Source organism: Bacillus sp. MYb209 (assembly GCF_002975175.1).
In the GTDB taxonomy this organism is placed as follows: Bacteria; Bacillota; Bacilli; order Bacillales; family Bacillaceae_G; genus Bacillus_A.
In genome coordinates, this window is sequence record NZ_PCNZ01000009.1 from 77,324 (window position 1) to 102,762 (window position 25,439).

The following is a 25,439-nucleotide window of genomic DNA, read 5'->3' on the forward strand; positions in this document are numbered from 1 at the left end:
TTTCCGATTGGAAAGGGGTTTTTTCTAAGAGTTTACTACTTCAACTACCTTCTCTCCTTGGCCATAGATATCCGATGTCCAAGCATATTGTGGCTCCAATACCACTAATACAGCTACCAAAGCCAAAGCACCAATAATTATTTTTTTCATATTATTTTCCTCCCTTTTCTTCTAATAAATTAATTGCTAATTTATAATAGCTATTACTTTCTCGAAACTCTAATAATTCTTCATGATACTCTGCTAGTTCTAAATACACCCTTTTTAATTCCTTTTTATTCTCTTCGCCTCTAAAAAATGGGATTGCTTCAACTTCTAAAAACTTTTTATAAACATCTTTAGTTTCAAAGTATTTATTCTTAAGCATTAAAAGTATATACAGCATACTTTTATACTTTTCATCCCTCTTCGCGACACCTATCCCTTTACTAATCCAATCTTTCGCTTCTTCAAACTCTTTTAATTCAATACATTGTAAAGCAATCTCATATACTGCATCAATATAATTTAAATCCTCTTCCTTCTTATACTGTAAGCATTGCAAATAATAATCTTTAGCTTTTGCATAATCTTTTAAGTTATAGTACAAGAATCCTAAGTTATTTAAAGCAATAGCTGTTATGCTTTCTTTATCAGCAAAAGAATTCGCTTCTCTCAAAATATTATTATAAATAGATAGCGCTTCATTATATTGTTTTTTTTGTATATAACTCAGTGCAATGAGTAATTGGCAATTTATCACATAACGGAACTTATATTCGTTCTTAAACCCTTCCATTGCCACATTAGCAAAATGTAAAGTCATATGTTCAACTTCTAATTCATTATAAACAAGAGCTAAATTGAAATATATCCCATTTTCATGATACCCTTGTTCCTTCGCCATTATTTCTGTTCGAGCTAAGTACTCTAATGCCTTCTTATATTTATGTTGTAAAAAATAATATAACCCTTTGCTATACGTATATAATAATTTCTGAAATGGTGAATACTTTTTGTACATCTTCTTTAAGCTCTCTAACTCTTCTTCAACAGCAGGAAAATCCCTTTTCATAATTAAATACCGCGTATAAAGTAGTTTATAATAATTTATGATTTCAAAATCTAAAACATGTTTCATTTCACCTTGTAACTCTTCATATATGCGTTCTACCTGTTGCTTGTCCAAATGAATTAATGCATTCAACCACTCGTCCAACTTCACTTTCACATCTTCTTCTACATCTCTCAAATCCGTCACAGCAATTTCTAGTCTTGTGCAGAGCAATTGTAGAATCTCTTCTGATGCTTCTATCTTCCCATTTTCGATCTTACTTAAGTATGAGACAGAACAAATGCCCTGACATAATTCTTCTTGTGTCATTTTTTGCTGTAGCCGCTTATAAAAAACTTGCTTGCCTATTTTTTCTAATGTTTGTTGCATTGTCCTCCTCCATTCTCATTACCCCCATTACTCTAATAATACATAAAATCTGGAGAAATATAAATTGATAAATGTAAATTTTCTAAAAAATATGCATTATTTCATTTTTTTCTCTCTTGACTTCAATCCTCTATTACTTCTTTGCTACGAAGGGTGGAAAATTGGTATACTATAACCAAATTACGGAGGTGTTTTCGCAATGAATCATTATAAAGACGATAGTTATGCCTTACATACAGATTTATATCAAATCAACATGGCTTATACATATTGGAAAGATGGTATTCATACTCGCCGTTCTGTTTTTGATCTATACTTTCGAAAGCTTCCGTTTGAAAATGGCTATGCTATTTTTGCTGGTCTTGAGAAAATTGTAGAGTACATAGAAAATTTCAGCTTTACTGAAAGTGATCTCGCTTATTTAGCAGAGCTGCAATTTGAAGAAGACTTCCTTCATTATTTACAAAACATGAAATTCACTGGCACGATTCGCAGTATGCAAGAAGGTGAAGTTGTTTTTAATAATGAGCCTTTATTACGTGTTGACGCACCACTCGGCGAGGCACAAATAATTGAAACCGCCCTCTTAAATATTGTAAATTACCAAACATTAATTGCTACAAAAGCTGCACGTATGAAGCACGCTGCAAATAATGATAAGCTTTTAGAGTTCGGTACAAGACGTGCTCATGAGTTTGATGCTGCCCTTTGGGGCACACGCGCTGCCTTTATTGGTGGGTTTTCATCTACAAGTAACGTTCGCGCAGGGAAACGTTTTGGCATCCCTGTAGCTGGCACACATGCCCACTCTTTCGTTCAAGCATATCGCGATGAATATGTTGCATTTAAAAAATATGCTGAAACACATAAAAAATGTGTATTTCTTGTCGATACATACGACACATTAAAATCTGGTGTTCCAAATGCGATTCGTGTTGCAAAAGAGTTCGGGGATCGTATCGATTTTTATGGCATTCGTCTGGATAGTGGTGATATGGCATATTTATCAAAGGAAGCAAGAAAACAACTTGATGAAGCTGGATTTACAAACACAAAAATTATCGCTTCTAGCGATTTAGATGAATATACGATTATGCACTTGAAATCTCAAGGGGCAAAAATTGATGTATGGGGTGTTGGCACAAAGCTGATTACATCCTTTGAGCAGCCAGCATTAGGTGCTGTCTATAAACTAGTTGCTATTGAAGATACCGACGGAAAATTAAATGATACGATTAAAATCTCATCTAACCCTGAAAAAATTACAACCCCAGGACTTAAACGAATTTATCGTATTATTAACCGTGTTAACGATCATGCAGAAGGCGATTATATTGCTTTAGAGTCTGAAGAACCTGGTAAAGAAGAACGTCTAAAAATGTTCCATCCTGTTCATACATATATAAGTAAATTCGTAACAAACTTTGAAGCACGCGAACTGCATCAAGATATTTTCGTTAACGGTAAAAGAACGTATGAATTACCTAATATATTAGACATTCAAAAATATAACGAACACAGCCTCTCACTATTTTGGGAAGAATATATGCGAACTTTAAATCCTGAAGAGTACCCTGTAGATTTAAGCCAAGAATGTTGGGATCATAAAATGAATTACATTCAAACTGTTCGAGAAAAGGTTGCGAAAAACACACAAAAATAAACAGAGAAGTTTCTCCTTCTCTGTTTATTTTCAATATTATGTTACCAACAGTCACCCTCAATAACACGGTAAAATAATAAAAATAAGCGAGGGCGTAATCGCGCCCTCGCTTATTTTTATAAATCTTTCACTCTCAGTACACGCATTGCATTTAAAACTGCAAGTAGTGTCACACCAACATCTGAGAAGACTGCTTCCCACATTGTTGCAATACCAAAGGCGCCGAGTAATAACACTAACCCTTTTACCCCTAATGCAAATATAATATTTTGCCATACGATGCTACGTGTACGTTTTGCAATTTTTACTGCCGTTGCAATTTTTGAAGGCTCATCAGTCATAATAACGATATCAGCAGCTTCAATTGCTGCATCTGACCCTAAGCCGCCCATCGCAATACCAACGTCTGCTCGCGCTAATACTGGTGTATCATTAATACCATCACCGACGAATGCAATCTTTTCTTTACCGCGTTTTGCTGCATCAATTTTTTCGATTTCTTCTACTTTTTGGTGTGGTAATAATTCGGCATGAACTTCATCTAAACCTAATTCTTTACCAACAGCTTCACCAACTGATTTTGCATCACCAGTTAACATGACTGCCTTCTTAATACCTAGTTCTTTTAACTTTTGAATTGCTTGTTTTGAATCCTCTTTTACCTCATCAGAGATAACAATATAACCCGCATATTTACCATCTACAGCAACATGAACTAGTGTACCTACTGTATTTGGTTGCTTAAATGTAATGTTTTCTTTGCTCATTAATTTAGCATTACCTGCGAAAATTTCTTTTCCTTGTACTTTTACAACCGTACCATGACCAGAAATTTCACTATAGTCTTCAATAACATTTTCATCGATTGATTTTCCATATGCATTTCGAATAGATTGTGCAATCGGATGATTAGAATATACTTCTGCAAATGCGGCATATTCTAATAGCTCTTCAGCTGTAATACCTTTACTAGGCTCCATCTTCGTAACTTTAAAGACACCTTTTGTTAATGTTCCTGTTTTATCAAAAACGATATATTTCACATCATTCAATGCTTCTAAATAGTTACTTCCTTTTACTAAAATACCACTTTTAGATGCCCCACCAATACCGCCAAAGAATCCAAGAGGAATCGATACAACGAGCGCACATGGACAAGAGATTACTAAGAACACTAAAGCTCTATAAATCCAATCGGAGAATGTAGCACCATCTAAAATAAGTGGTGGAATAAATGCCATTATTGATGCTGTTATAACTACAACAGGAGTATAATAACGTGCAAACTTCGTAATAAAGTTTTCTGTTGGCGCTTTTTTGCTACTTGCATTTTGTACTAAGTCTAAAATTTTCGATACAGTCGATTCACCGAACTCTTTTGTAACTTCAACAATTAATACACCATTTTGGTTTACAAAACCACTTAATACGTCATTACCAACTTCTACTTCTCGCGGTACAGACTCACCTGTTAACGCTGAAGTATCCATCATTGATGTTCCCTCAACTACTTTTCCGTCTAACGGTACTTTTTCACCTGGTTTTACGATAATATACTCACCAATTTGCACATCTTCTGGTGATACTTGTTTCGTTTCGTTTCCAACTTTCACATTCGCATAGTCAGGACGAATATCCATTAATGACGTAATTGATTTTCGAGAACGATTTACTGCAATACTTTGGAACAATTCCCCTACTTGATAAAATAGCATAACTGCTACCGCTTCTGGATATTGTTGAATCGCGAAAGCTCCTAAAGTTGCAATTGCCATTAAAAAGTTTTCATCAAACACTTGGCCGCGAGTTATGTTTCTTACTGCTCTCCAAACAATATCTCCACCAATTAATAAATACGCAAGGACGAATAATGGAATTGTTATCATTTGCGGTAATCCGGCTAACGCAGCAATCCCTGTCAAAATTCCGCCGACTACTAATCGTCCTATCATCTTTTTCACATTTCCATCACCATGATCATGGCCGTGGTCGTGTCCTTTTTCCTCTTCACGAACAACTTTTACATCAGGCTCTAGCTTTTGAACAACATTTTTTATATTTTGTATAGTCGATTCAAGTTCTCGTTTGTTTGCAACTTCTACTCGTAATTTCTTTGATACGAAATCAACAGTCGCTTCTGAAACGGCCGGCATTTCCTTTACCTTATTTTCAATCTTCATTGCACAATTTGCACAGTCTAACCCTTCTAATACAAATACTTCTTTTATTGATTTTGTTTTTTGCTCTTCTTGCACTTTAATATGCGGCTCTAATTTTGTAACAAGTTGCTTCGCTTCCGTAACAACTTGATTTTCTTTATTTTGCGGTGTTTCTAAAAGCATCGTTTTTGTTGCAAAGTTTACGGAACAAGATGTTACTCCTTCTATATTCCCAACACCTTTTTCAATTTTCATTGCACAATTTGCACAATCTAAACCTTCTAGCATAAGTTTCTTTTTCACTAATGCTTCTGCCATCATTCTCCCTCCTCGCCTTTTTATTCTTCCTCGTTTACGTGTTCAAACGCTTGCTCGAAGATATGAATTACGTGTTGATCAGCTAATGAATAATAAACTACCTTTCCTTCTTTACGGTTCTTTACAAGCTTTGCTTGCTTTAATACACGAAGCTGATGTGAGATTGAAGATTGCGTCATTCCTAATAAATAAGCTAAATCACAAACACACATTTCAGCTTCAAATAATGCATGCAATATTCTCGTACGTGTACGGTCACCTAATACTTTAAATAATTCTGCTACTTTACTTAAACTTTCATCAGTCGGAATTGTTTGTTTTACTTGATCCACGATTTCCTCGTGAATTACCGTTTGAGAACATGCTTCCTGTTGCGTTTCTACTTTATTTTCAGCCATCACAGCTCACCTCTTCATTTGAACATATGAACAATCATTCATATATCTTATACCTTTATTATATGAGCGTCTATTCATATGTGTCAATGAATTCTCATACATTTTTCCGAAAATTTCGTTCACATTTCAAAATGCACCTGTAAATATTCTCAGCATCTATCATGATCTTCATACAAAAAGGATGCACGAAAGCTATCGTGCATCCTTTTCTTATTTATTAACTTTCACTGCATCCACAATTAACGAAGCGAATCCTAACTTTCCATCTTGATTTCTATGGTCAAAGCGCTTCGAGCGATAAATAAAACCTCCTTGCTCATTCCAATCATTATACTGAAATTCTCCATTTTCATCGCAATACTCTAGCAACTTTACTTGAAAACCCGCTACTTCAAACATAGATACAATCGTTTTATAGTTATGTACAATTTTATGACTTGCAGCCGGATGATCTAATGGACCTGGCCCTCCTACTTGCACACCTTGCTGATATTCTTCATTTGGAAAAAATGCATCTGGTACCGCACAACGAATGTAACCATCATCTTGTAAAAATTCATAGCATATTTTAGCTGCTTCTATACCTTCTTCATACGATAAATGTTCCCATACGTGTTCAGCTAAAATTACCGATAAAGAATTAGGCTGAAATTTATTAAGCCACGTTTCTCTTTTTAATAAATTTAATTCTTCTTCATTCGTATGTAACCAACCTGGGTTATTATTATATCCCTCTGCTCCAACGACAACTTTCGTCTCCATCTTTCCACCCCTTCGTATATTCCGACATAAAAATTCGACAACATAACATTGGTCTCCTTTATTTCCCCAAAAGAAAAAGCCTTGCGCGCTCCCTAGATGCACAAGGCTTACTAACTTTATATCCCTTTAATTAGCTTTTTCTAAACTATCTTGCGAACTTCCATCGTCTTTTAAATGACTATGTTTTTTCGAATAAACAAAGTATACAACCACTCCGATTGCTAACCAAACACCGAAGTAAATCCATGTTGTTAATGGTAAATTTACCATTAAGAATAGACAGCTTGCAACTGAAATAATCGGTAAGATTGGTACAAGTGGTACCATAAATCCACGTTGTAATTTCGGATGCGTTTTACGAAGAATGATGACAGTTACACCAACCATCGCAAATGTTAATAACGCTCCAATATTCGCTAAATTCGACAATTCTTTTAAATCGATAAATCCGGCAATTAAAGCACTACCAATTCCTGTTAACCAAACTGAAAATGTTGGTGCTTCTGTCTTCTTGTTAATTTTCGCGAAAGATTTTGGCAATAAACCGTCACGGCTCATAGCGAAGAATACACGTGTCGTAGCGTAGATGTATGCGAAAATTACAGCCATAATACCAATTACAGCTCCAATAGCGATTACACCAGCCACTTTATCTTGTCCTACAACTTCTAATACGTAGGCCATCGCTTCAGGTACATCTAATTCCTTATAAGAAACCATACCTGTCATAACGAGACAAACTACAACATAAATGATTGTACAAATGACTAACGAAGCAATAATCCCAATCGGTAGATCACGTTGCGGATTTTTTACTTCTTCAGCAGAAGTTGCTAATGCATCAAATCCTAAGAAAGCGAAGAATACTGCTGCCCCTCCGGCAAAGACTCCACTTAAGCCGTACGGTGCAAATGGTATCCAGTTTTCTGGTTTCACGTAGAATACACCAACTGCAATGAATAAAACAACAATACCAATTTTAATTAATACCATTATGTTATTCACACGCTTACTTTCTTTTGTACCTCGTGATAATAACCAAGTTATCACCAACGTAACGATAACTGCGGGTAAGTTCACCATACCACCTTGCGATGGAATCGTTAACAATGCTTTTGGAATTTCAAGTCCCAATCCACTCACTAAATTATTGAAATAACCTGTCCATCCGCCAGCTACTGCGGCAGTCGTTACGACATATACGGATAGCAATGTCCATCCCATTAAATGTGCAACAAACTCACCAATTGTTGCATATGAATATGTGTACACACTACCTGAAACAGGAAGTGCAGATGCAACCTCTGCATAACATAAAGCTGCAAATCCACAAACAATTGCTGCAATCATAAATGAAAAAATAACTGCTGGACCAGCATCTCTTGCTGCTACTAATCCCGTTAATACTAGAACTCCTGTACCAATTATCGCACCAATCCCTAGCATTGTTAGGTCAAATGCCCCTAGCGTTTTCGTCAAAGTTTTACTTTTACTTTCCCCTAACAATTGCGTAACGGATTTCTTTTTGAATAGGTTGGCCACGATGAATGCCCCCTTTTACTAAGAAGAGCTAAGAGGTATTATCTCTTAGCTCTTATCATGTTGTATTATATATTGTTCGATTTTTTTGTATAATGCTGCTATTAGCAAGATACTGTTTCTGCTTCTAATAATTCTTTTGCACCTTTGTACTCTACACCGTGAGCTTCTGCAACTGCTTCGAATGTTACATAACCTTCTAATGTATTAATACCTTTTAATAATGCAGTGTTGCCTAGGCAAGCTTCTTTGTAGCCTTTGTTAGCAATTTGTACTGCATATGGTACTGTTACGTTTGTTAATGCAAGAGTTGATGTACGTGGAACCGCACCTGGCATATTTGCAACTGCATAATGCACAACGCCGTGTTTTTCATAAGTTGGGTTATCATGAGTTGTAATACGGTCAGTTGTTTCGAAAATACCACCTTGGTCAATCGCGATATCTACAACAACAGAACCTTGTTCCATTGATTTAATCATTTCTTCTGTTACAAGTTTTGGCGCTTTTGCACCTGGGATTAATACTGCACCGATTACAAGATCAGATTCTCTTACAGCTTCTGCAATGTTGTATGGATTAGACATTAATGTTTTTACTTGGTTACCAAAAATGTCATCTAATTGACGAAGACGTTCTGCACTTAAGTCGATGATTGTTACATCCGCACCTAGTCCAACTGCAATTTTAGCAGCATTTGTACCAGCTTGTCCACCACCGATAATTGTTACTTTACCACGTTTAACTCCTGGAACACCTGCAAGTAAGATACCTTTACCGCCTTTGTTTTTCTCAAGGAATTGCGCACCGATTTGTGCAGCCATACGACCAGCTACTTCACTCATAGGTGCAAGTAATGGTAATGAACGGTTTTCTAATTGTACTGTTTCATATGCGATAGCAACAACTTTCTTTTCAATTAACGCTTTTGTTAATTCTGGCTCTGGAGCTAAGTGTAAGTATGTGAATAAGATTAAACCTTCACTGAAGTGTTTGTATTCGCTTTCAACTGGTTCCTTAACTTTCATAACCATTTCCATGTTCCAAGCTTCTTCAGCTGTATCAACAATTTTTGCTCCCGCTTCAACATACTGAGCATCTGTGAAACCAGATCCTACACCTGCATCCTTTTGAATGAATACTTCGTGATTGTTACGAACTAAATGTACAACACCTGCTGGTGTCATTGCCACACGGTTTTCGTTGTTTTTAATTTCTGCTGGTACCCCAATACGCATAATGAAATGCCCCCTTATAATTAACAGAAAAAAGGAATTCTTTTTTCTTTTTTTAATAATTAATAACTTATGTCCTTATTCTAGCATAACTTAAAAATTATGAAAACGCTAACATACTATTTTTTTAAAGTTTATATATTTAGAATAGTGTAAATATACTAAACATTGATTTTATTGGGTTCTTCGTACCATTTCATCATCTATCACTCTATTTCTATTATATCCATTCAAAATGCATAGTAATTATTTATTATTTGACAATAATGTAACAATGTAAAAAAACTAAGCAATGACGTATACATATACACTTATTACTTTGTACAATACTTTGGAAATATACTCTTTTCATAAAAAAACAGCTACTAGCATTTAGCCAGCAGCTGGATAGATCATAAATAACTTTGAAAATAAATCTTCTGTCGTTTCAGTAATTTTATCAAATATATCACTTTCACGATCTTCTTGCTCTTTTAACATCTTAATTGTTTCACGCGCGTCTTCAGGGTAATCGGTAATGATACCATCCACGTTCAACTTATAATATGCCTTTAAACTTTCCATATCATTTACTGTCCACACGTAAATTGGTTTATTTAGCTTTCGCGCTTCTTTCACTAGGCGTTTATTTAACATATATTCTTCTGCTACATAGAAATCCGCCTGTACATTCTTTAAATTAGCCCTGCTTGCAAACAATACATACCCTACTTTTATATCCGGATTTGCACGCTTAAACTCTTTAATAAGCGGGTAATGTAACGTTTGAATTACACATTGTTTCTCAAAATCGTTCTCTTTAATTGTTTTTAGTACTTTCTGTACGAAATCCTTCTCATTACCGTGAAGTTTCACTTCTATATTAAGTTTTATTTTGCCTTTTGCAAGCTTAATGATCTCATCAAGTGTACTTATTTGTCCCGAGAATCCATCTTGACTAAGAGTAAGCTCCCTTAGCTCATCCATCGTCAAATCTGATACATGCACATTCGCATTCGCAAGACGTTTCAACTTCAAATCATGTATGACCGCTAGTTCGCCATCTTTCGTTTGCAAGACATCTATTTCAGCATAGTCTGCTTTTGCATCAATGGCACCTTGTACTGCTTCTTTCGTATTCTCTACACCTTTTGATATATATCCACGGTGCGCCATAATAATTGGTTCTTTATATGTGTTTGAAATAAAGGTCACAATGAAGGCAACGACCATTCCAGCAGTAATAATCCCCACGATATATACACCAATAAATTTCCAACGGTGTTTTTTGAAGAAACATTTATCTGCTTTTGTTTTTGAATAATCTAATCCTTCTTCTAATAAAACATCTTCAACCGAAACTTTCTGTAAGTATAATCTTGTTAACGCCATAATATAAAACGGCGTCATAATGAAGCTAAATAAATACAATGTACTCGTTAAGAAGACCGAAATCGTCGACTCCGCTAACAGCGCAAATGTCCCTTCTGGGTTTGTAAATTCGTATACTCCCCATAAACAGAGTAAATACACTCCTATAAACAAAAGAAAGACCATTCCTACAGAGATGAAAACTCCTACTAAAAAGAACAACACTTTAAAAAAGCTTTCTTTTACTAAGTTCGCACTTTTACGTGCTGCTATGCGGAATGGTTTTTCTTCTAAAACAATAATAGGTAAAACAAAAATCCAGCGAAGATTTAAATAAGCAACTACAGCAAAGAAAGCATAATAACCAACCTGACCCATTGTCGTCTTAAATAGTTCACCTGTAATAAAATTAGGAATTTGAATTTCAGGAATCAATGCAGATTTATATCCCATACTTAATAGCGGTAATAACACAACTGCATACAACACAAATCCTGGTAAGCAATATGTAAAAAGAGAAGGTAAATACGTTACTGTTTTATACAAAATCGGACGTAATCTTACCTTTTGCCTTTTATGAGCGAAATACGAAATAATAATAAGCACTGCAAATTCTGTAAAAATAAGAAACAATGCTAGTATCGATAAAATTACAATCGCCAAAATCCCATATGGTGTTTTCAAAAATGCTACTAATTCATCATTTGTCGCATTTGCATAACCACCAAAGTACAATAACTTATTGAAAACAATACCTAAGAGGGGGATAAACACAATTGCAGCTAACAATTTATAGACGAGCTGAAATGTTAACACATTCCAAAAAGCAAATTGTACTGTTTGAAAGGAATGTCTCATTACTCCTGGTATAGATAGTCTTTTACGGTGTTGCATATATTCCTCCACATTCTAAAACTATATTTGAGATGGATTCCACATTTCCAATTTAAATCCATCTTTTTAATAATAATATATTCCGCTTAACATGAACACTCTTATACATATAATGAAAAAAGTGATGGCTAATCCCATCACTTTTTTCACTCACTCTATTTTTTCTCTAGTCCTTGGCCAAATGCTTTTAAGAAACTAAAACCGAATGTAATCGCCCTGTTGATATCTGGATCTTTTAATACCTTAAAGAAATCCATCACTTTTGTTTTCTTTCCGTTTTTCAGCTCATCCGTTGCAAATTGTAATCCATTGACTAAACTAGATGTTATTTGTTTCGTTATTTCTGGGTCCACTGAAGACAAAGCCTCTCCTGCCCCCATCATATTGTTTAATGCATTTTTTACTGGTTCACGATTTAATTGTTCAACAGCTATTTTTGAAACATCTTCTTTTGCAGCAAGCAAGCTAATCGCTGCATCTAAAATCCCAGCTTGTTGCAACTGCGCTAATAGCTGCATCGTCTCTTCTACTGCTTCCCGGTTTTTAGCTAGCTCAGTTAACAGTTCATCTGTTAATTGTTGTTTCTTTTCTTCTTCTGTTACAACCTTCTTTTGGATCAATGTAATTTCTTTTGCCACTATCTCCGCCCCCTAATTCTGGTCCACAAGTGATACGTATTGTTTTCTTTGCCACTTTTGCTGAATTTCAACACCATTTTGTGGATGACGTTTTTTATCTCTCGGGTTTGAAAATGGTAATGGGCGTTTTCCCTTTTCACGTAATACGCGCATTTTCACCATTGTTTGTTTATAAGCTGGTGTACACGTATAAATGTCTGTTGCTGTTCCTGTTAAAATATTAATTGCCTCTTCATTTACTGTCGCATGCATCGGTAAATATAACTCATTTCCTGTTACACGGTCTGTAACAAGCGCTTGCACTTTAATCTTTCCGTACGGTGATGCTAATTCTACAAGACCACCATCCTTCACATGGCGCTTCTCGGCAAGTTCAGGCGAAATTTCAACAAACACTTCAGAGATTTTAGATAAAATTCCAGCCGATTTATTCGTCATATTCCCTTCATGGAAATGCTCTAACATACGGCCGTTATTTAATAGTAAATCATACTCATCCGGTGCTACAACTGGCGGTACCCATTCATCTAATGATAAACGTGCTAGTTTGTCTGTGAAGTTAAATCCATCTACATATAATAACGGTGTGTCACTACCATCATGGCTACCCCAACATAAACTATTCCAGCCTTCTAAACGGTCATACGTTGCTTGTGAGTACAACGGGGCAAGCGATGCAATTTCATCCATAATTTCACTTGGACTTCCATAATTCCAATCTCCACCCAGTGCACGAGCTACTTTTTGTAAAATCCACCAATCTGGCTTAGAATCACCAAGTGGCTTCAATACTTCATACAATCTTTGAATACGACGTTCTGTATTCGTAAACGTTCCTTCTTTTTCTAAGCTTGGTGCTGCCGGTAAAATAACATCAGCAAAACGAGCTGTTTTCGATAAAAACATATCTTGAACAACGAGGAAGTCTAAATTCGATAAAATATGTTGCACATGGTTGGCATTCGAATCTACTAAAGCCATTTCTTCTCCCATAACATACATACCACGCAGTTTTCCTTCTTCCGCTGCAAGTAACATTGCGATATTATTTAATCCCGGTTCTTTCGGAATAGTAGTACCATATGCTTCTTCAAATTTCGCACGATGCACATCATCTGAAACTGCTTGATAACCCGGAAGCCAGTTCGGTAATGTTGCCATATCACAAGCGCCTTGTACGTTATTATGCCCGCGTAACGGATACGCACCAGCACCAGGACGACGATAGTTACCTGTAACGAGAAGCAAATTTGAAATTGCTGCTGACGTTGTACTTCCTCCTGTATTTTGAGTTACACCCATTCCCCAAAGTACACAAGTACCATCTGCTTCATATACCATACGAGCCATTTCTTTTAACTGAGCTTTAGAAATCCCTGTAATTCCCTCAGTATAATCAAGCGTATATTTTTCTAGCATTTTGCTATATTCATCAAAATTCTTTACATTTTCAGCTATGAACTTTTTATCGTGCCATTCTTGATCAATAATGTATTTCGTTATCCCAGCAAGCCATACATAATCCGTTCCTTGACTCGGGTGAACAAATATATCAGCACGCTCCGCCATTTCATGTTTACGAAGGTCTGCGACAATCAGTTTTTGTTCATGTAATTTATGAGCACGTTTCACTCTAGTTGCAAGTACAGGATGTCCTTCTGTTGGATTTGCACCAACAATAATAACAAGACCTGCCTCAGCAATATCTTTCACTGTTCCAGCATCTCCGCCCATACCGACAGTTTTAAATAAACCATCTGTTGCTGGAGATTGACAATAACGGGAACAGTTATCTACATTATTTGTTCCATATATTTGACGAGCTAGTTTTTGCATAAGATAGTTTTCTTCATTTGTTACTTTTGAAGAAGAAATAAACCCAAACGCATCGCTACCATATTCTGATTTAATATGTTGCATATTAGATGCGACAACTTCAAGAGCCTCTTCCCATGAAGCCTCAACAAACATATCCCCTTGGCGAATTAACGGCTTTGTAATACGCTCTTCACTGTTCACAAAGTCCCATCCAAATTTTCCTTTTACACATGTGGAAATACCATTAACCGGTGCATCTGAAACAGGTTGCACTTTTAAAATTTGACGATCTTTCGTCCATACTTCAAATGAACAACCTACACCACAAAATGTACAAACTGTTTTTGTCTTATTAATTTTCGTCTTACGCATCGCGGACTCTACTTCTGAAACTGCTAAAATACTGCTATATCCAGGCTCTACATCTTTTACAAAATCAATCATTGGATTTAGCACATCTGGTTTTAAACCAGTCATAAATCCAGCTTCTCCTATCATCGTTTTTTCCATTAATGCATTACAAGGACAAACTGTTACACATTGCCCACAGCTAACACAAGACGAGTCATTTATACTCACACCATTGTCCCAAATAACACGTGGACGTTCTAAACTCCAATCAATCGATAAAGTTTCATTCACTTGTAAATTTTGACATACTTCTACACATTGTCCACAAGCAATACATTGATTGGGATCATAACGATAAAAAGGATGAGACGTATCTACTTCACACGCACTTACTTTCGGTTCATATGGATATTTCTGTTCCTCAATTTCCATCATATGTACTGTATTATGGACTTTACAGTTACCATTATTGTTATCACATACTGTACAATACAATAAATGATTCTCTAATATTCGATCCATTGCCTCGGTCTGTGCCTCTTTAGCACGCTGTGATTGTCTTTCAATATGCATGCCCTCTTCTAACCTTGTTGAACAAGCACGCATTAACTTCCCATCTACTTCTACAATACATGTATCACAAGTTTGAATAGGATCTACCTCTGGTACATGACAAATTTGAGGATGTTCTAAATCACTTTCGTTAAATAATTGAAGTATCGTCTTTTCACCTGATGCGAAAAACTCTTTACCATCAACGGTTACACGGACTGTCTGCTCTGTCATAGTTTCCCCTCTCCTTACAACCAACTGTACAACATAGTTATGAATCCGTTTTCAAAACTGCGTTGCTTTACATATTTTTGCATTGCCATGTTGAAATACTCTTCTTTTGAAGTCGATTCTAGATGTTATAAGGTATAACTACGAAAGCTCGAAAATGTTACTATTCTACAGCTCTATTATATCGTACATATACAATAATAACCAAAATAATCTGTTATCTTCCTGCTAGTAGATGCTTTTATTTTTTCGATGTTTTATGATAAATATGGAGAAAAATACATATAAAGGGGAATTTAATATGGGGCCTATTCAAGAAACGTATACAATTGTACGCTACCAGTCTGGTACATTTTCAAAACAAACTGATGAGGTTGTTACAGAATCTCCTATTACAATTAAATTAAATAGCGAAGAATACGTAACAGTTGTATGCACTCCTAATTACATTGAAGATATGGTAATCGGTTTTTTAATTTCTGAAGGAATTATTTCTTCTTATAAAGATATTGAAGAATTATGGATTCAAAAAGAAAACGGAATTGTTCATGTAAAATCATCAAAAATTAATCCGCTCTATCAAACTTTATATAATAAACGGTACGTAACTTCTTGTTGCGGGAAAAGTAGACAAGGTTTTGTTTTCGTCAACGATGCAGCAAAAGCAAAAAAGTTACATGATATACATATAACTATTACTCCGGAAGAATGTTTTCACCTAATGACTTCCTTACAACAATCTTCAACTACATTTCGCCAAACGGGTGGTGTGCATAATACCGCTCTATGTGATCGAAAGAACATTCTTTTAGCAAGAATGGATATCGGAAGACATAATGCGCTAGATAAAATATACGGTCATTGTTTACGAAACAATATATCTGTTCAAGGGAAAATCATTGCATTTAGTGGCCGTATCTCATCTGAAATTTTGTTGAAAGTTTCAAAAATTGGTTGCGAAATTGTTCTATCTAAATCAGCTCCAACTAAACTAGCTCTGCAACTCGCTCATGATTTAGGTATTACCGTAGTAGGCTTTATTCGAAATGAATCTTGCAATATTTATACACATCCAGAACGAATTGATGGATACAAAATAAACGATTAAATACGTAACATAAAAAAATGACTCCTTTACAAAGGGGTCATTTTAGTTATAAAAATGTAACATATTAAAAACTTGAATAGTTAATGAAGTTAATATATAATTTCATTACATAAATAAAATGACAACATAGTAGCATAATCTTTTCATTCTTTTACAAATTAAGAAAGAATACTCACAGAATATATTTATAAAGTCAAACTACGCTTAATCTTATAACGTTAATAGATTAAATTTGGATTAACCAAGGAGGTTACAACTATGGAAATTCGCTTATTAACAACAGAGGATGCAGAAATATATTTAAAAGTTTGTATGGAAGGCTTAACGAAAAATCCTGAAGCTTTTAGCTCTTCTTACGAAGATGTTTTGAAACATGAAAACCCTGTCGCTGCCATGGCAAAACGATTAAGCAATCCGGATAAGTATACTCTAGGTGTCTTCAAAGATAATGATTTAGTCGGTATTGCTACTTTAGAAACAAAACCATTTATTAAACAAGAACATAAAGCGAAAATCGGTTCCGTTTTTGTTTCTCCAAAAGCGCGTGGCCTTGGTGCAGGACGAGCTTTAATTAAAGCAATTATTGAAAATGCCGATAAATTACATGTAGAACAGCTCATGCTCGATGTTGTTGCTGGAAACACTGCTGCCAAAAAATTATATGAGTCCCTTGGCTTCCAAACTTACGGCGTACAAGAACGTTCCTTAAAGCATAACGGCCAATATTGGGACGAAGAACATATGGTTTTATTCTTAAATAATTAATAATTCAATATAACTTTTCAAAAGCATCTTCTTATTAATAAAGATGCTTTTTTTTATTACAATAATGTAATTTTCATGTCACCTTTATCGATCGTTCCAATCCTTCCCATTCGTTATACTAAAAATATAAAGTGAAACTTTAATCAATGGGGAGCTCCATCCCCCACTGATTATTAGCCCACACCAATCGGGCTTTTATGGGCAGCCCGCCTCCCATCTAACTTCTTCGCATCCGCTAAATTTTGAGATGGGAGTCTTACTGCCCGTTAATTCGGGATAAAGTGAAACTTTACTCAGTGAGGAGGAACCATCTCCCGCTGATTATTAAATGAACGTATAGCATGCAATTGATATGTAGAGGAGAATGTAACATGAAACAAAACAAACAAGCTATCTTTTTAATATTTGCTGCAGCAATTGTAACTTCTGGACTGGCAATTCTACCTTGGTTTATTATATAGAACACATTAAAAAAGCTTATTGCTTCTTAAGAAGCAATAAGCTTTTTTTCTATTATAAAATCCCGAAAAATTTATTTACACAACTTATCATAATAAGCATAGATACCGCAACACACATTACAATCGCATTACGATCTTGCTTTTCTTTTTGTAAAAGTTCTACTTTTTTACTCATGTGTACAATCCCCTTTATATTAAAAAAAGTGTGAGATAGGAAATTTTTCTTATCCGATGCGAGGTGAATACGAAAACCCTCTCTATCTCACATACACAATAGAATGGAATTGTCATTTTATAAATAAAATGACATGACGTTATGTCGCAACATAGGGTATTTGTGTCGCTACGTTTTCTATTATAAAAAATAGTTGTGCAAAACTAGTGCATTTTTTATGTCAATTGCCCTGATTGAAGAAATCAGCCATCCATTCAATCACATAAAAAGAGTTTTTTATTATTTTCATGTAAACTATACAAGTAGAATGAATAGTTTGGGGTGCACAAGATTATGGTAAAAATTTTATTAGTAGACGATGAAGAACGTATGTTACGATTATTAGATTTGTTCTTAAGCCCTCGTGGCTATTTTTGTATGAAAGCTAGTTCTGGCCTTGAAGCGCTAGAATTAATCGAACAAAAGGACTTCGATATTATTTTATTAGATGTCATGATGCCGAATATGGATGGGTGGGATACTTGCTATCAAATCCGTCAAATTTCCAACGTTCCAATTATTATGCTAACAGCTCGCAACCAAAATTATGATATGGTCAAAGGCCTGACCATAGGAGCAGATGACTATATTACAAAACCATTCGATGAACATGTATTAGTCGCGCGAATCGAGGCTATATTACGTCGCACAAAGAAAGATGGCTTTGTTAGCTTCAATGGTATTGAGTGGGATAAAACAAAACATACTGTTATAGTTTATAATGAAAAAATCTCACTAACTCCTATTGAATTTTCGTTACTCGGACTATTTTTACAAAATACAAACCGTGCCTACAGTCGAGACGATTTAATCGAAAAGATTTGGGGCTACCAAACAGACATCGAATACAGAACTATCGATTCACATATTCGTAATATACGGGATAAGTTACGCAAAAAAGGATTTCCAGTTGAAGATTACTTAGAAACTGTCTATAAAGTCGGATATAAATGGAAAAATGAATAATTACTTTATATGAAATAAGGTATGGTGAGGAAATGAGCAAACTTTCCCTTAAAGTTGGGACATACTTTTTAATATTAGCTTTATGTATTGAGACAATCGCTTTCGTATCTTTTTATAAAAGTCTTTCAAAAATGCGTGTTGAAGAGGAAACCGTTGCTCTTTTAGAGAAAGGAAATCGCTATCGTGATACGATTGAACGGCGTGCAAAATGGAGCAAATACGGCAAATACGCTGAGCAAAGAAAACATGCTGAACATCTCAATCGCCCTGCCTCTTCCGGCTTCTCTATTGAAGATGCCGCTGAAGATTTAATGGAAACAGAAGCACTTACTAATTCGGATATATCCATTGTTATAACTGACAGTAATGGAAAAATCACTTCGGCCTCAGAAACAGTAACAAAAGATATGCAAAAACAACTTCATTGTAAGCTCCCCCCCATTAAAAAGGGTGGATTAATCGTAGAAAAGAATTGGAAAAACTCAAAATTCATCTCAACAGTAACACCAATTGACACAAAAGACTTTCAAGGCAAATTACACATGTTCTTAAAAACATCCTTCTTAGAAAATATGCTCCTTAAACTCATGAATCAATTCATTATCGTGAGTATTTTAACACTTATTTTAACAACTATTTCTGTCTTTGTTTTTTCTCGAGTTATTACAGATCCTCTTATAAAGATGAAAAGAGCAACAGAAAAAATGTCAAAATTAAACAAACCAATTCAATTAGGGATTAAACGAAATGATGAACTTGGAAGTTTGGCCAAAACCATTGAAGAACTGTCTAGTGAGCTTACGTATATGAAAAAAGAGCGAAACGAATTTCTTGCCAGTGTAGCGCACGAGTTACTAACTCCACTAACTTATATGAAAGGTTATGCAAAAGTGGCAAAGAGAGATTCTTTAACGAAGGAAGAACGTGAAGAGTATTTACAAATCATCGAGGATGAAACCGATAGTGTAACTGATCTCGTACAAGATTTATTTATGCTCGTACAATTAGAGCAACATCAATTCGTTATTAAAAAACAAAAAATGCTCCTTAGGCCATTTTTAGAACGAATGGTTGAAAAAACAAAAACAACATTAACCAACAAACAAATAGAAATTCATGTATACTGTAAAAATGATTTAGAAGTTTGTATAGATGAACGACGTATGGAGCAAGTGTTGTTAAATTTATTGCACAACGCTTATCAACATTCACCAGAAAACACTTCTATAACAATACGTGTACTATCGAGTACGAATACTTTTACAATAAGTGTACAAGATGAAGGTGAAGGTATTCCTGAAGAAGATATCCCACATGTTTTCGATCGCTTTTACCGTGTCGATAAATCCAGAACACGAGCTACAGGAGGAAAAGGTATCGGACTGGCTGTTGCAAAAGAAATTGTAGAACTTCATAATGGTTCTATTGAAGTTAAAAGCGAATTAGAAGTCGGAACAGAATTTATAATTGAATTACCATTTGAATAATATATGCGTGAAATCACCAGTAGTAGTCAACACTACTGGTGATATTTTATTTATAAAACCAACTATTATAAGCTAAGCTTTTGAAATTATTCTTATTTCAATATAAAATATAAATACATTTGTCAAAGAATTGGAGGGTGATACAATTGGATATCCATGTATTAACAAAAGACGAAGCAGAAATTTACTTAGAACTTCGAGTAGAAGGATTAAAACAAAACCCGGAAGCTTTCAGTTCTTCTTATGAAGATATTATTAATAAAGAGTGTGCTATTGAATATAAAGCCCAAAAATTAGCACAAGATGAGAACTATACACTAGGTGCATTTAAAGATGGAAAATTAATCGGAGTTGCAACACTGGAAACGAAACCATATGTAAAACAAGAACATAAAGCGAAAATTGGTTCAGTATACGTTTCTCCAAAAGCACGCGGACTTGGAGCGGGAAAAGCACTTATTAAAGAATGTCTTGAGCTTGCTAAATCTTTAGAAGTAGAGCAAGTTATGCTTGATGTTGTTGTCGGAAACGATGGTGCAAAAAAACTTTATGAGTCATTAGGATTTAAAACATTCGGTGTGCAAGAACGCTCATTAAAATATAACGGACAATATTGGGATGAAGAGCATATGGTTCTTTTCCTAGATGAAGAAAAATAACAAAAAAACATCCTCCATTTATGAGGATGTTTTTTACTTTCTTGTAAACCATGCTGTATATAATAATTGAATGGCCTCTTCAATTTCTTCCTCTAATAAAGTCGCAAATCCAAGTAATACTGTACTTTTTGGAGAAGTCCCTTCCTTATAATACATCGAAACAGGATACACTTTAATACTCCTTTCAGCTGCAGCTTCCATTAATTCTTTCTCTTCCATCCCATTATGCACTTTTAATAAAATATGTAGGCCGGAATCTTCCCCTATTACTTCAATGCGATTAGAAAAATATTTTTCTATTACCGAAACAAGACGGTCTCTCTTCTTTCGGTACACAACACGCATTTTATGAATATGCTTTTCCCAATTCCCGTCATTTAAAAATTTCTTAATGATCTCTTGATCCATTCTTGAAACGCTTTGTGTGTAAAATAAATATTGCTCTTGATACTGTTTAATGAGCTGTTTTGGCAACACCATATAACTCATCCGTAATGATGGCAATAGCGCTTTAGAGAGCGTCCCCATATAAATTACTTTCCCATCTCTATCTAACCCTTGCAGCGCCGGAATCGGCTTTCCTGAATAGCGGAATTCACTATCATAATCATCTTCAATAATATATCTTCCTTCTTCTTTTTTCGCCCATTGTAAAAGCTGCATTCTTCTCGTAATTGGCATAATCATCCCGCAAGGAAACTGATGCGAAGGTGTAACAAATACAACATTTGCATGGCTATCAGTTAACTGTGACATACAAATTCCATCTCCATCTAAAGATAACATTTGGACATTTTGTTCCCCTTGCTCAAAAACAACCATTTTCCGATGGTACCCAGGATTCTCAACCGCATAACGACTTCCCTTTAACAGCTGAAATACCATTTTTACTAATATTTGCGTACCCGCTCCTATTACAATTTGACTAGCTGCGCATCGTACACCTCTAGATTCATACAAATAGCTCGCGATTGCTTCTCGTAAACTTACCTCCCCTTGCGGATGTCCAATAAAAAGTAAATCTTTATTTTCAAATTGCCATACCTCATTCATAATTTTTCGATATACACGAAACGGAAAAGTATTAGTATCAACACCCCTTTGAGTGAAATCAAATTTATACTTCTTATCTTGAAAAGGCGCTTCTCCTATTACCTCTTCACTGCCTTCCACATGAATCATTTGCTCGACTTCACATACAAAATAACCTTTTCTAGAAATCGACTCAATATATCCTTCGGCAAGAAGTTGCTCATAAGCAGCTTCAACTGTATTTTTACTCACTTGTAAATATGTCGCCAGCTTCCTCTTAGCCGGTAATTTCGTAAAGGCTGGAATCGTTCCATCTTTAATCTCTTTTTTTATATACTCATACAATTGTACATACAATGCTGTCTTACTATTTGCATTCAAATTAGGCGTTAGTTCTAACACAACATCTGACCCCTCCTAAAAACACATAACTGATACTTTTTACAGTATCAGAAGTTCTATATAATTCCTTTTATCATGTAACACATTAATAATCAAATACTAGAGAGGAGATGCATGATAATGAACAATGGTAGACGCCTTGGACTTATGATGATTATTACAGGAGCTACCCTATGGGGATTATCTGGTCCCATGATTCAGTGGCTATTTCAACATACTAACGTATCATCAATTGATTTTTTAACAATTCGCCTGTTACTCGCAGGAATATTCATTTTATCTTTCTTGCTTATTAAAAACCAAAACATATTTCACATTTGGAAACATCCTAAACACTTTATACATCTTATAATTTTCTCTATTCTTGGCATGCTTGGTGCGCAGTACGCTTTTATCGAAACAGTTCATATTAGTAATGCCGTAACGGCAACACTATTTCAATTTCTAGGCCCTGTTCTTATTACTATTTACGTTGCGTTTGAGCAAAAGAAATTCCCTGCTTCTATGCAAATACTCGCAATTATAACTGCTCTAACAGGGACATACTTTATTATTACAAACGGTTCAATTGAAAATATTATTTTATCTAAAGCAGCTATTACTTTCGGCCTATTAACAGCGATTGGCTTCGCGTTTTATACCCTTCATCCGGCTTCTCTTATTAAAGACTGTGGAACAACTATAGTAATTGGCTGGGGGATGTTAATTGGAGGGATTGCACTGCTTATTTGTAATCGTCCTTTTGGATGGAATCAGATTTCACAAACTTTCACACTTCAAACTTTTTCTATGCTTATTCTTATCATTATAAGTGGCACTCTTTCTTTCCTTCTTTATATCGGGAGTCTTAAATATTTAGCAGCAACAGAAACAAGTATTTTATCTAGCATTGAACCACTTGTAGCTGCCATCGTTTCAATCGCTTGGCTTAATGAATCTTTTGGAGCATATCAATTATTAGGCGGAGTATGTATCGTTCTTTCTGTTATTTTCTTAACAATGCCTCAAAAAGAGAGAGAACCAACCTTTTCAACTGAACAAATATAGAAAATGTCAAAAGAGGTCGTACAAAACTTACGACCTCTTTTTATGATTTAAAGGAATTGTCTCGTCTTCTAGCAAATACAATTACACTAACAATAAAAATTAGGAGTGTGGCACCATGAAAAAAATCGGAACTATGCTACTTTTCTCCTTCCTCATTACTGGCTGCGCGCAAGTGCAGCCAGATTCAAATGTACCTAAAAAAGAAGTACTAGAAACGTCATCCTCTCAAATTAACGCACCTTCCTTTTTTCATCTTAGTGTCTTAAAAGATGTAAATTGGGAAGAAGCGCCATCATTCGTAGAAGGAAAAATACCGTTAAAAGGCATTGAAGGAAAAATTGCAATGGCTGATAGCTCTATTATCGCAAATGAACAAAATGAAATAATGTGGTTCTTCCTAGATCCTGAAATGCCAACTGGAAAACTATCTATTATCGCGTTAAAACAAGGAACTACAACTCCAACACCAGTACTCTTTCAAAAAGAAAATTCCAAACAAATTTGGACTACTTCAAATACAGTCGATACAATCATAAAGGAACTCCCTCTCGTAATGTCACTACCTTCATCTGGATTATGGGTATTAAACATATATGTGAATGAAAGATATTATGATCAATTTGTAATCAATGCCGAGTAAATACACTTCTTCATTATTTTGATTTCTTATCTCCAAAAAAGCAGTGCCTTAAAGGCACTGCTTTTGACTATTTATAACTTGGCATTTTCGTAATTTGCGCCACCCCTGATTCAATGGCTGCTTTTGCTACTGCTTCTGCAACACTTGGAACAACTCTTTTATCTAATGGATTTGGAATTACATAATTCGCATTACGCTCTTCGTCCGTAATGATGTTAGCGATTCCATATGCTGCCGCTAATTTCATCTCTTCTGTAATATCTGTCGCACGTACATCTAAAGCACCACGGAATATACCAGGGAACGCCAATACATTATTTACTTGATTCGAATAATCAGAACGCCCAGTTCCTACTACAGCCGCCCCTGCTTCTAATGCATCCTCTGGAAATATTTCTGGAATTGGATTCGCCATTGCAAACACAATTGGTTTCTCATTCATCGTCTGTACAAGTTCTTTCGTTAATACGTTAGGGGCAGATACACCAATGAAAATATCAGCCTGATGAATCGCTTCCTTTAATGTTCCACGTACGTATTCTCGATTTGTCTTCTTTGAAACCTCGATTTGTGCTTCGTTCATCCATGTTTCACCTTCACAAACAATACCTTCTAAGCTAACTAACGTAATATGTTTTGCACCAGCTTTTAATAATAATTTTCCAATTGCAATTCCTGCCGAACCCGCACCGTTAATAACAATTTTCACATCATCTATTTGTTTACTTACGACTTTTAATGCATTAATAACAGCTGCTAAAACGACAATAGCCGTCCCATGTTGATCATCATGGAATATAGGAATATTCGTTTCTTCTTTTAATCGTTTTTCAATTTCAAAGCAACGTGGTGCTGCAATATCTTCTAAATTAATACCTGCAAATGTAGGCTCTAAATTTTTCACAAGGGTAACGATTTCATCCACATCCGTCGTCCCTAAACATAACGGGAAAGCATCTACATTCGCAAACTTCTTAAATAAAATACTTTTCCCTTCCATAACAGGCATAGCCGCTTTCGGTCCAATATTCCCTAAACCAAGTACTGCTGTTCCATCTGAAACAACTGCAACCATATTTCCTCTTGCTGTATAGTCATACGCTGTTTCTTCATCTGCCGCAATTGCTTTGCAAGACTCAGCTACCCCTGGTGTATAAGTCAGGCTTAAATCATCCGCTGAATTTACTTCTACTTTACTTGTAATCTCAATTTTCCCCACTAATTCTTTATGCAATAATAATGATCTTTCATTAATTTGACTTTCTAACATACTTATAATCTCCCCTTAATTTGACAAGCTAGCTATATGTATATAGCTAGCTTGTTT

At 35.3% G+C, this 25,439-nt stretch carries 21 protein-coding genes; 8 read left to right on the forward strand and 13 right to left on the reverse strand.

Annotation, left to right across the window (positions count from 1 at the left end; all coding sequences use genetic code 11):
* Window positions 1-24: 24 nt before the first annotated feature.
* Window positions 25-150, reverse strand: coding sequence for an NprX family peptide pheromone (locus tag CQZ94_RS30900; RefSeq protein WP_131798947.1), 126 nt, complete (start codon window positions 148-150; stop codon window positions 25-27).
* Window position 151: 1 nt separating this feature from the next.
* Window positions 152-1,423 (reverse strand): helix-turn-helix domain-containing protein, encoded by a 1,272-nt coding sequence (locus CQZ94_RS15965; RefSeq protein ID WP_070140831.1) that lies wholly within the window; start codon window positions 1,421-1,423, stop codon window positions 152-154.
* A 199-nt stretch (window positions 1,424-1,622) separates the two neighbouring features.
* Between CQZ94_RS15965 and CQZ94_RS15970 the strand changes: the two genes are divergently transcribed.
* On the forward strand, window positions 1,623-3,086 hold the full coding sequence (locus CQZ94_RS15970) for a nicotinate phosphoribosyltransferase (RefSeq protein ID WP_105586149.1): 1,464 nt from the start codon (window positions 1,623-1,625) through the stop codon (window positions 3,084-3,086).
* 116 nt (window positions 3,087-3,202) lie between these two features.
* Here CQZ94_RS15970 and CQZ94_RS15975 read toward each other — a convergent pair whose 3' ends face one another.
* The 8 genes from CQZ94_RS15975 to fdhF all read right to left on the reverse strand — a co-directional run bounded on the left by CQZ94_RS15975 (window position 3,203) and on the right by fdhF (window position 15,334).
* Window positions 3,203-5,563, reverse strand: a complete 2,361-nt coding sequence (locus CQZ94_RS15975; protein WP_105586150.1) for a heavy metal translocating P-type ATPase — start codon at window positions 5,561-5,563, stop codon at window positions 3,203-3,205.
* 20 nt (window positions 5,564-5,583) lie between these two features.
* Window positions 5,584-5,961 carry an ArsR/SmtB family transcription factor gene (locus tag CQZ94_RS15980; RefSeq protein ID WP_002010461.1) on the reverse strand — a complete coding sequence of 126 codons (378 nt, stop codon included), beginning with the start codon at window positions 5,959-5,961 and terminating at the stop codon, window positions 5,584-5,586.
* Between the two features lie 210 nt (window positions 5,962-6,171).
* Window positions 6,172-6,723 (reverse strand): class I SAM-dependent methyltransferase, encoded by a 552-nt coding sequence (locus tag CQZ94_RS15985; RefSeq protein WP_105586151.1) that lies wholly within the window; start codon window positions 6,721-6,723, stop codon window positions 6,172-6,174.
* Window positions 6,724-6,849: 126 nt separating this feature from the next.
* Window positions 6,850-8,265 (reverse strand): amino acid permease, encoded by a 1,416-nt coding sequence (locus CQZ94_RS15990; RefSeq protein ID WP_105586152.1) that lies wholly within the window; start codon window positions 8,263-8,265, stop codon window positions 6,850-6,852.
* A 101-nt stretch (window positions 8,266-8,366) separates the two neighbouring features.
* Window positions 8,367-9,500: an alanine dehydrogenase gene (gene ald, locus CQZ94_RS15995; protein ID WP_105586153.1), complete on the reverse strand. Its 1,134-nt coding sequence runs from the start codon at window positions 9,498-9,500 to the stop codon at window positions 8,367-8,369.
* A 369-nt stretch (window positions 9,501-9,869) separates the two neighbouring features.
* Window positions 9,870-11,741, reverse strand: coding sequence for a glycerophosphoryl diester phosphodiesterase membrane domain-containing protein (locus CQZ94_RS16000; RefSeq protein ID WP_105586154.1), 1,872 nt, complete (start codon window positions 11,739-11,741; stop codon window positions 9,870-9,872).
* Between the two features lie 155 nt (window positions 11,742-11,896).
* Complete coding sequence (locus CQZ94_RS16005; RefSeq protein WP_105586155.1) at window positions 11,897-12,379, reverse strand: helical membrane plugin domain-containing protein; 483 nt, start codon at window positions 12,377-12,379, stop codon at window positions 11,897-11,899.
* 12 nt (window positions 12,380-12,391) lie between these two features.
* Window positions 12,392-15,334, reverse strand: coding sequence for a formate dehydrogenase subunit alpha (gene fdhF, locus CQZ94_RS16010; protein ID WP_105586156.1), 2,943 nt, complete (start codon window positions 15,332-15,334; stop codon window positions 12,392-12,394).
* 298 nt (window positions 15,335-15,632) lie between these two features.
* Here fdhF and fdhD point away from each other — a divergent pair, with 298 nt between their 5' ends.
* Together fdhD and CQZ94_RS16020 are read left to right on the forward strand one after the other, a co-directional pair.
* The gene (gene fdhD, locus CQZ94_RS16015) at window positions 15,633-16,439 is read left to right on the forward strand and encodes a formate dehydrogenase accessory sulfurtransferase FdhD (protein ID WP_105586157.1); all 807 of its coding nucleotides are present in this window, start codon (window positions 15,633-15,635) and stop codon (window positions 16,437-16,439) included.
* A 258-nt stretch (window positions 16,440-16,697) separates the two neighbouring features.
* Window positions 16,698-17,204, forward strand: coding sequence for a GNAT family N-acetyltransferase (locus CQZ94_RS16020; protein WP_105586158.1), 507 nt, complete (start codon window positions 16,698-16,700; stop codon window positions 17,202-17,204).
* A gap of 513 nt (window positions 17,205-17,717) precedes the next feature.
* Here the strand turns inward: CQZ94_RS16020 and CQZ94_RS31775 are convergent.
* On the reverse strand, window positions 17,718-17,840 hold the full coding sequence (locus CQZ94_RS31775; protein WP_002010441.1) for a hypothetical protein: 123 nt from the start codon (window positions 17,838-17,840) through the stop codon (window positions 17,718-17,720).
* Between the two features lie 333 nt (window positions 17,841-18,173).
* On the opposite strand from CQZ94_RS31775, the gene CQZ94_RS16025 reads away from it, so the two are divergent.
* From CQZ94_RS16025 to CQZ94_RS16035, 3 genes are all read left to right on the forward strand, one after another.
* The gene (locus tag CQZ94_RS16025; protein WP_105586159.1) at window positions 18,174-18,845 is read left to right on the forward strand and encodes a response regulator transcription factor; all 672 of its coding nucleotides are present in this window, start codon (window positions 18,174-18,176) and stop codon (window positions 18,843-18,845) included.
* Window positions 18,846-18,877: 32 nt separating this feature from the next.
* Window positions 18,878-20,332, forward strand: coding sequence for a HAMP domain-containing sensor histidine kinase (locus CQZ94_RS16030; RefSeq protein ID WP_105586160.1), 1,455 nt, complete (start codon window positions 18,878-18,880; stop codon window positions 20,330-20,332).
* Window positions 20,333-20,478: 146 nt separating this feature from the next.
* Entirely contained in the window at window positions 20,479-20,991 is a 513-nt protein-coding gene (locus CQZ94_RS16035; protein ID WP_105586161.1) for a GNAT family N-acetyltransferase, read from the forward strand.
* Between the two features lie 33 nt (window positions 20,992-21,024).
* Here the strand turns inward: CQZ94_RS16035 and pdxR are convergent, their stop codons facing one another.
* Window positions 21,025-22,425: a MocR-like pyridoxine biosynthesis transcription factor PdxR gene (gene pdxR / locus CQZ94_RS16040; RefSeq protein ID WP_105586162.1), complete on the reverse strand. Its 1,401-nt coding sequence runs from the start codon at window positions 22,423-22,425 to the stop codon at window positions 21,025-21,027.
* 120 nt (window positions 22,426-22,545) lie between these two features.
* Between pdxR and CQZ94_RS16045 the strand changes: the two genes are divergently transcribed.
* Both CQZ94_RS16045 and CQZ94_RS16050 read left to right on the forward strand, forming a co-directional pair.
* Complete coding sequence (locus CQZ94_RS16045) at window positions 22,546-23,472, forward strand: DMT family transporter (RefSeq protein WP_105586163.1); 927 nt, start codon at window positions 22,546-22,548, stop codon at window positions 23,470-23,472.
* 115 nt (window positions 23,473-23,587) lie between these two features.
* Entirely contained in the window at window positions 23,588-24,112 is a 525-nt protein-coding gene (locus tag CQZ94_RS16050; RefSeq protein WP_105586164.1) for a DUF4871 domain-containing protein, read from the forward strand.
* Between the two features lie 67 nt (window positions 24,113-24,179).
* Here CQZ94_RS16050 and CQZ94_RS16055 read toward each other — a convergent pair whose 3' ends face one another.
* Entirely contained in the window at window positions 24,180-25,382 is a 1,203-nt protein-coding gene (locus tag CQZ94_RS16055; protein WP_105586165.1) for an NAD(P)-dependent malic enzyme, read from the reverse strand.
* Window positions 25,383-25,439: the final 57 nt, after the last annotated feature.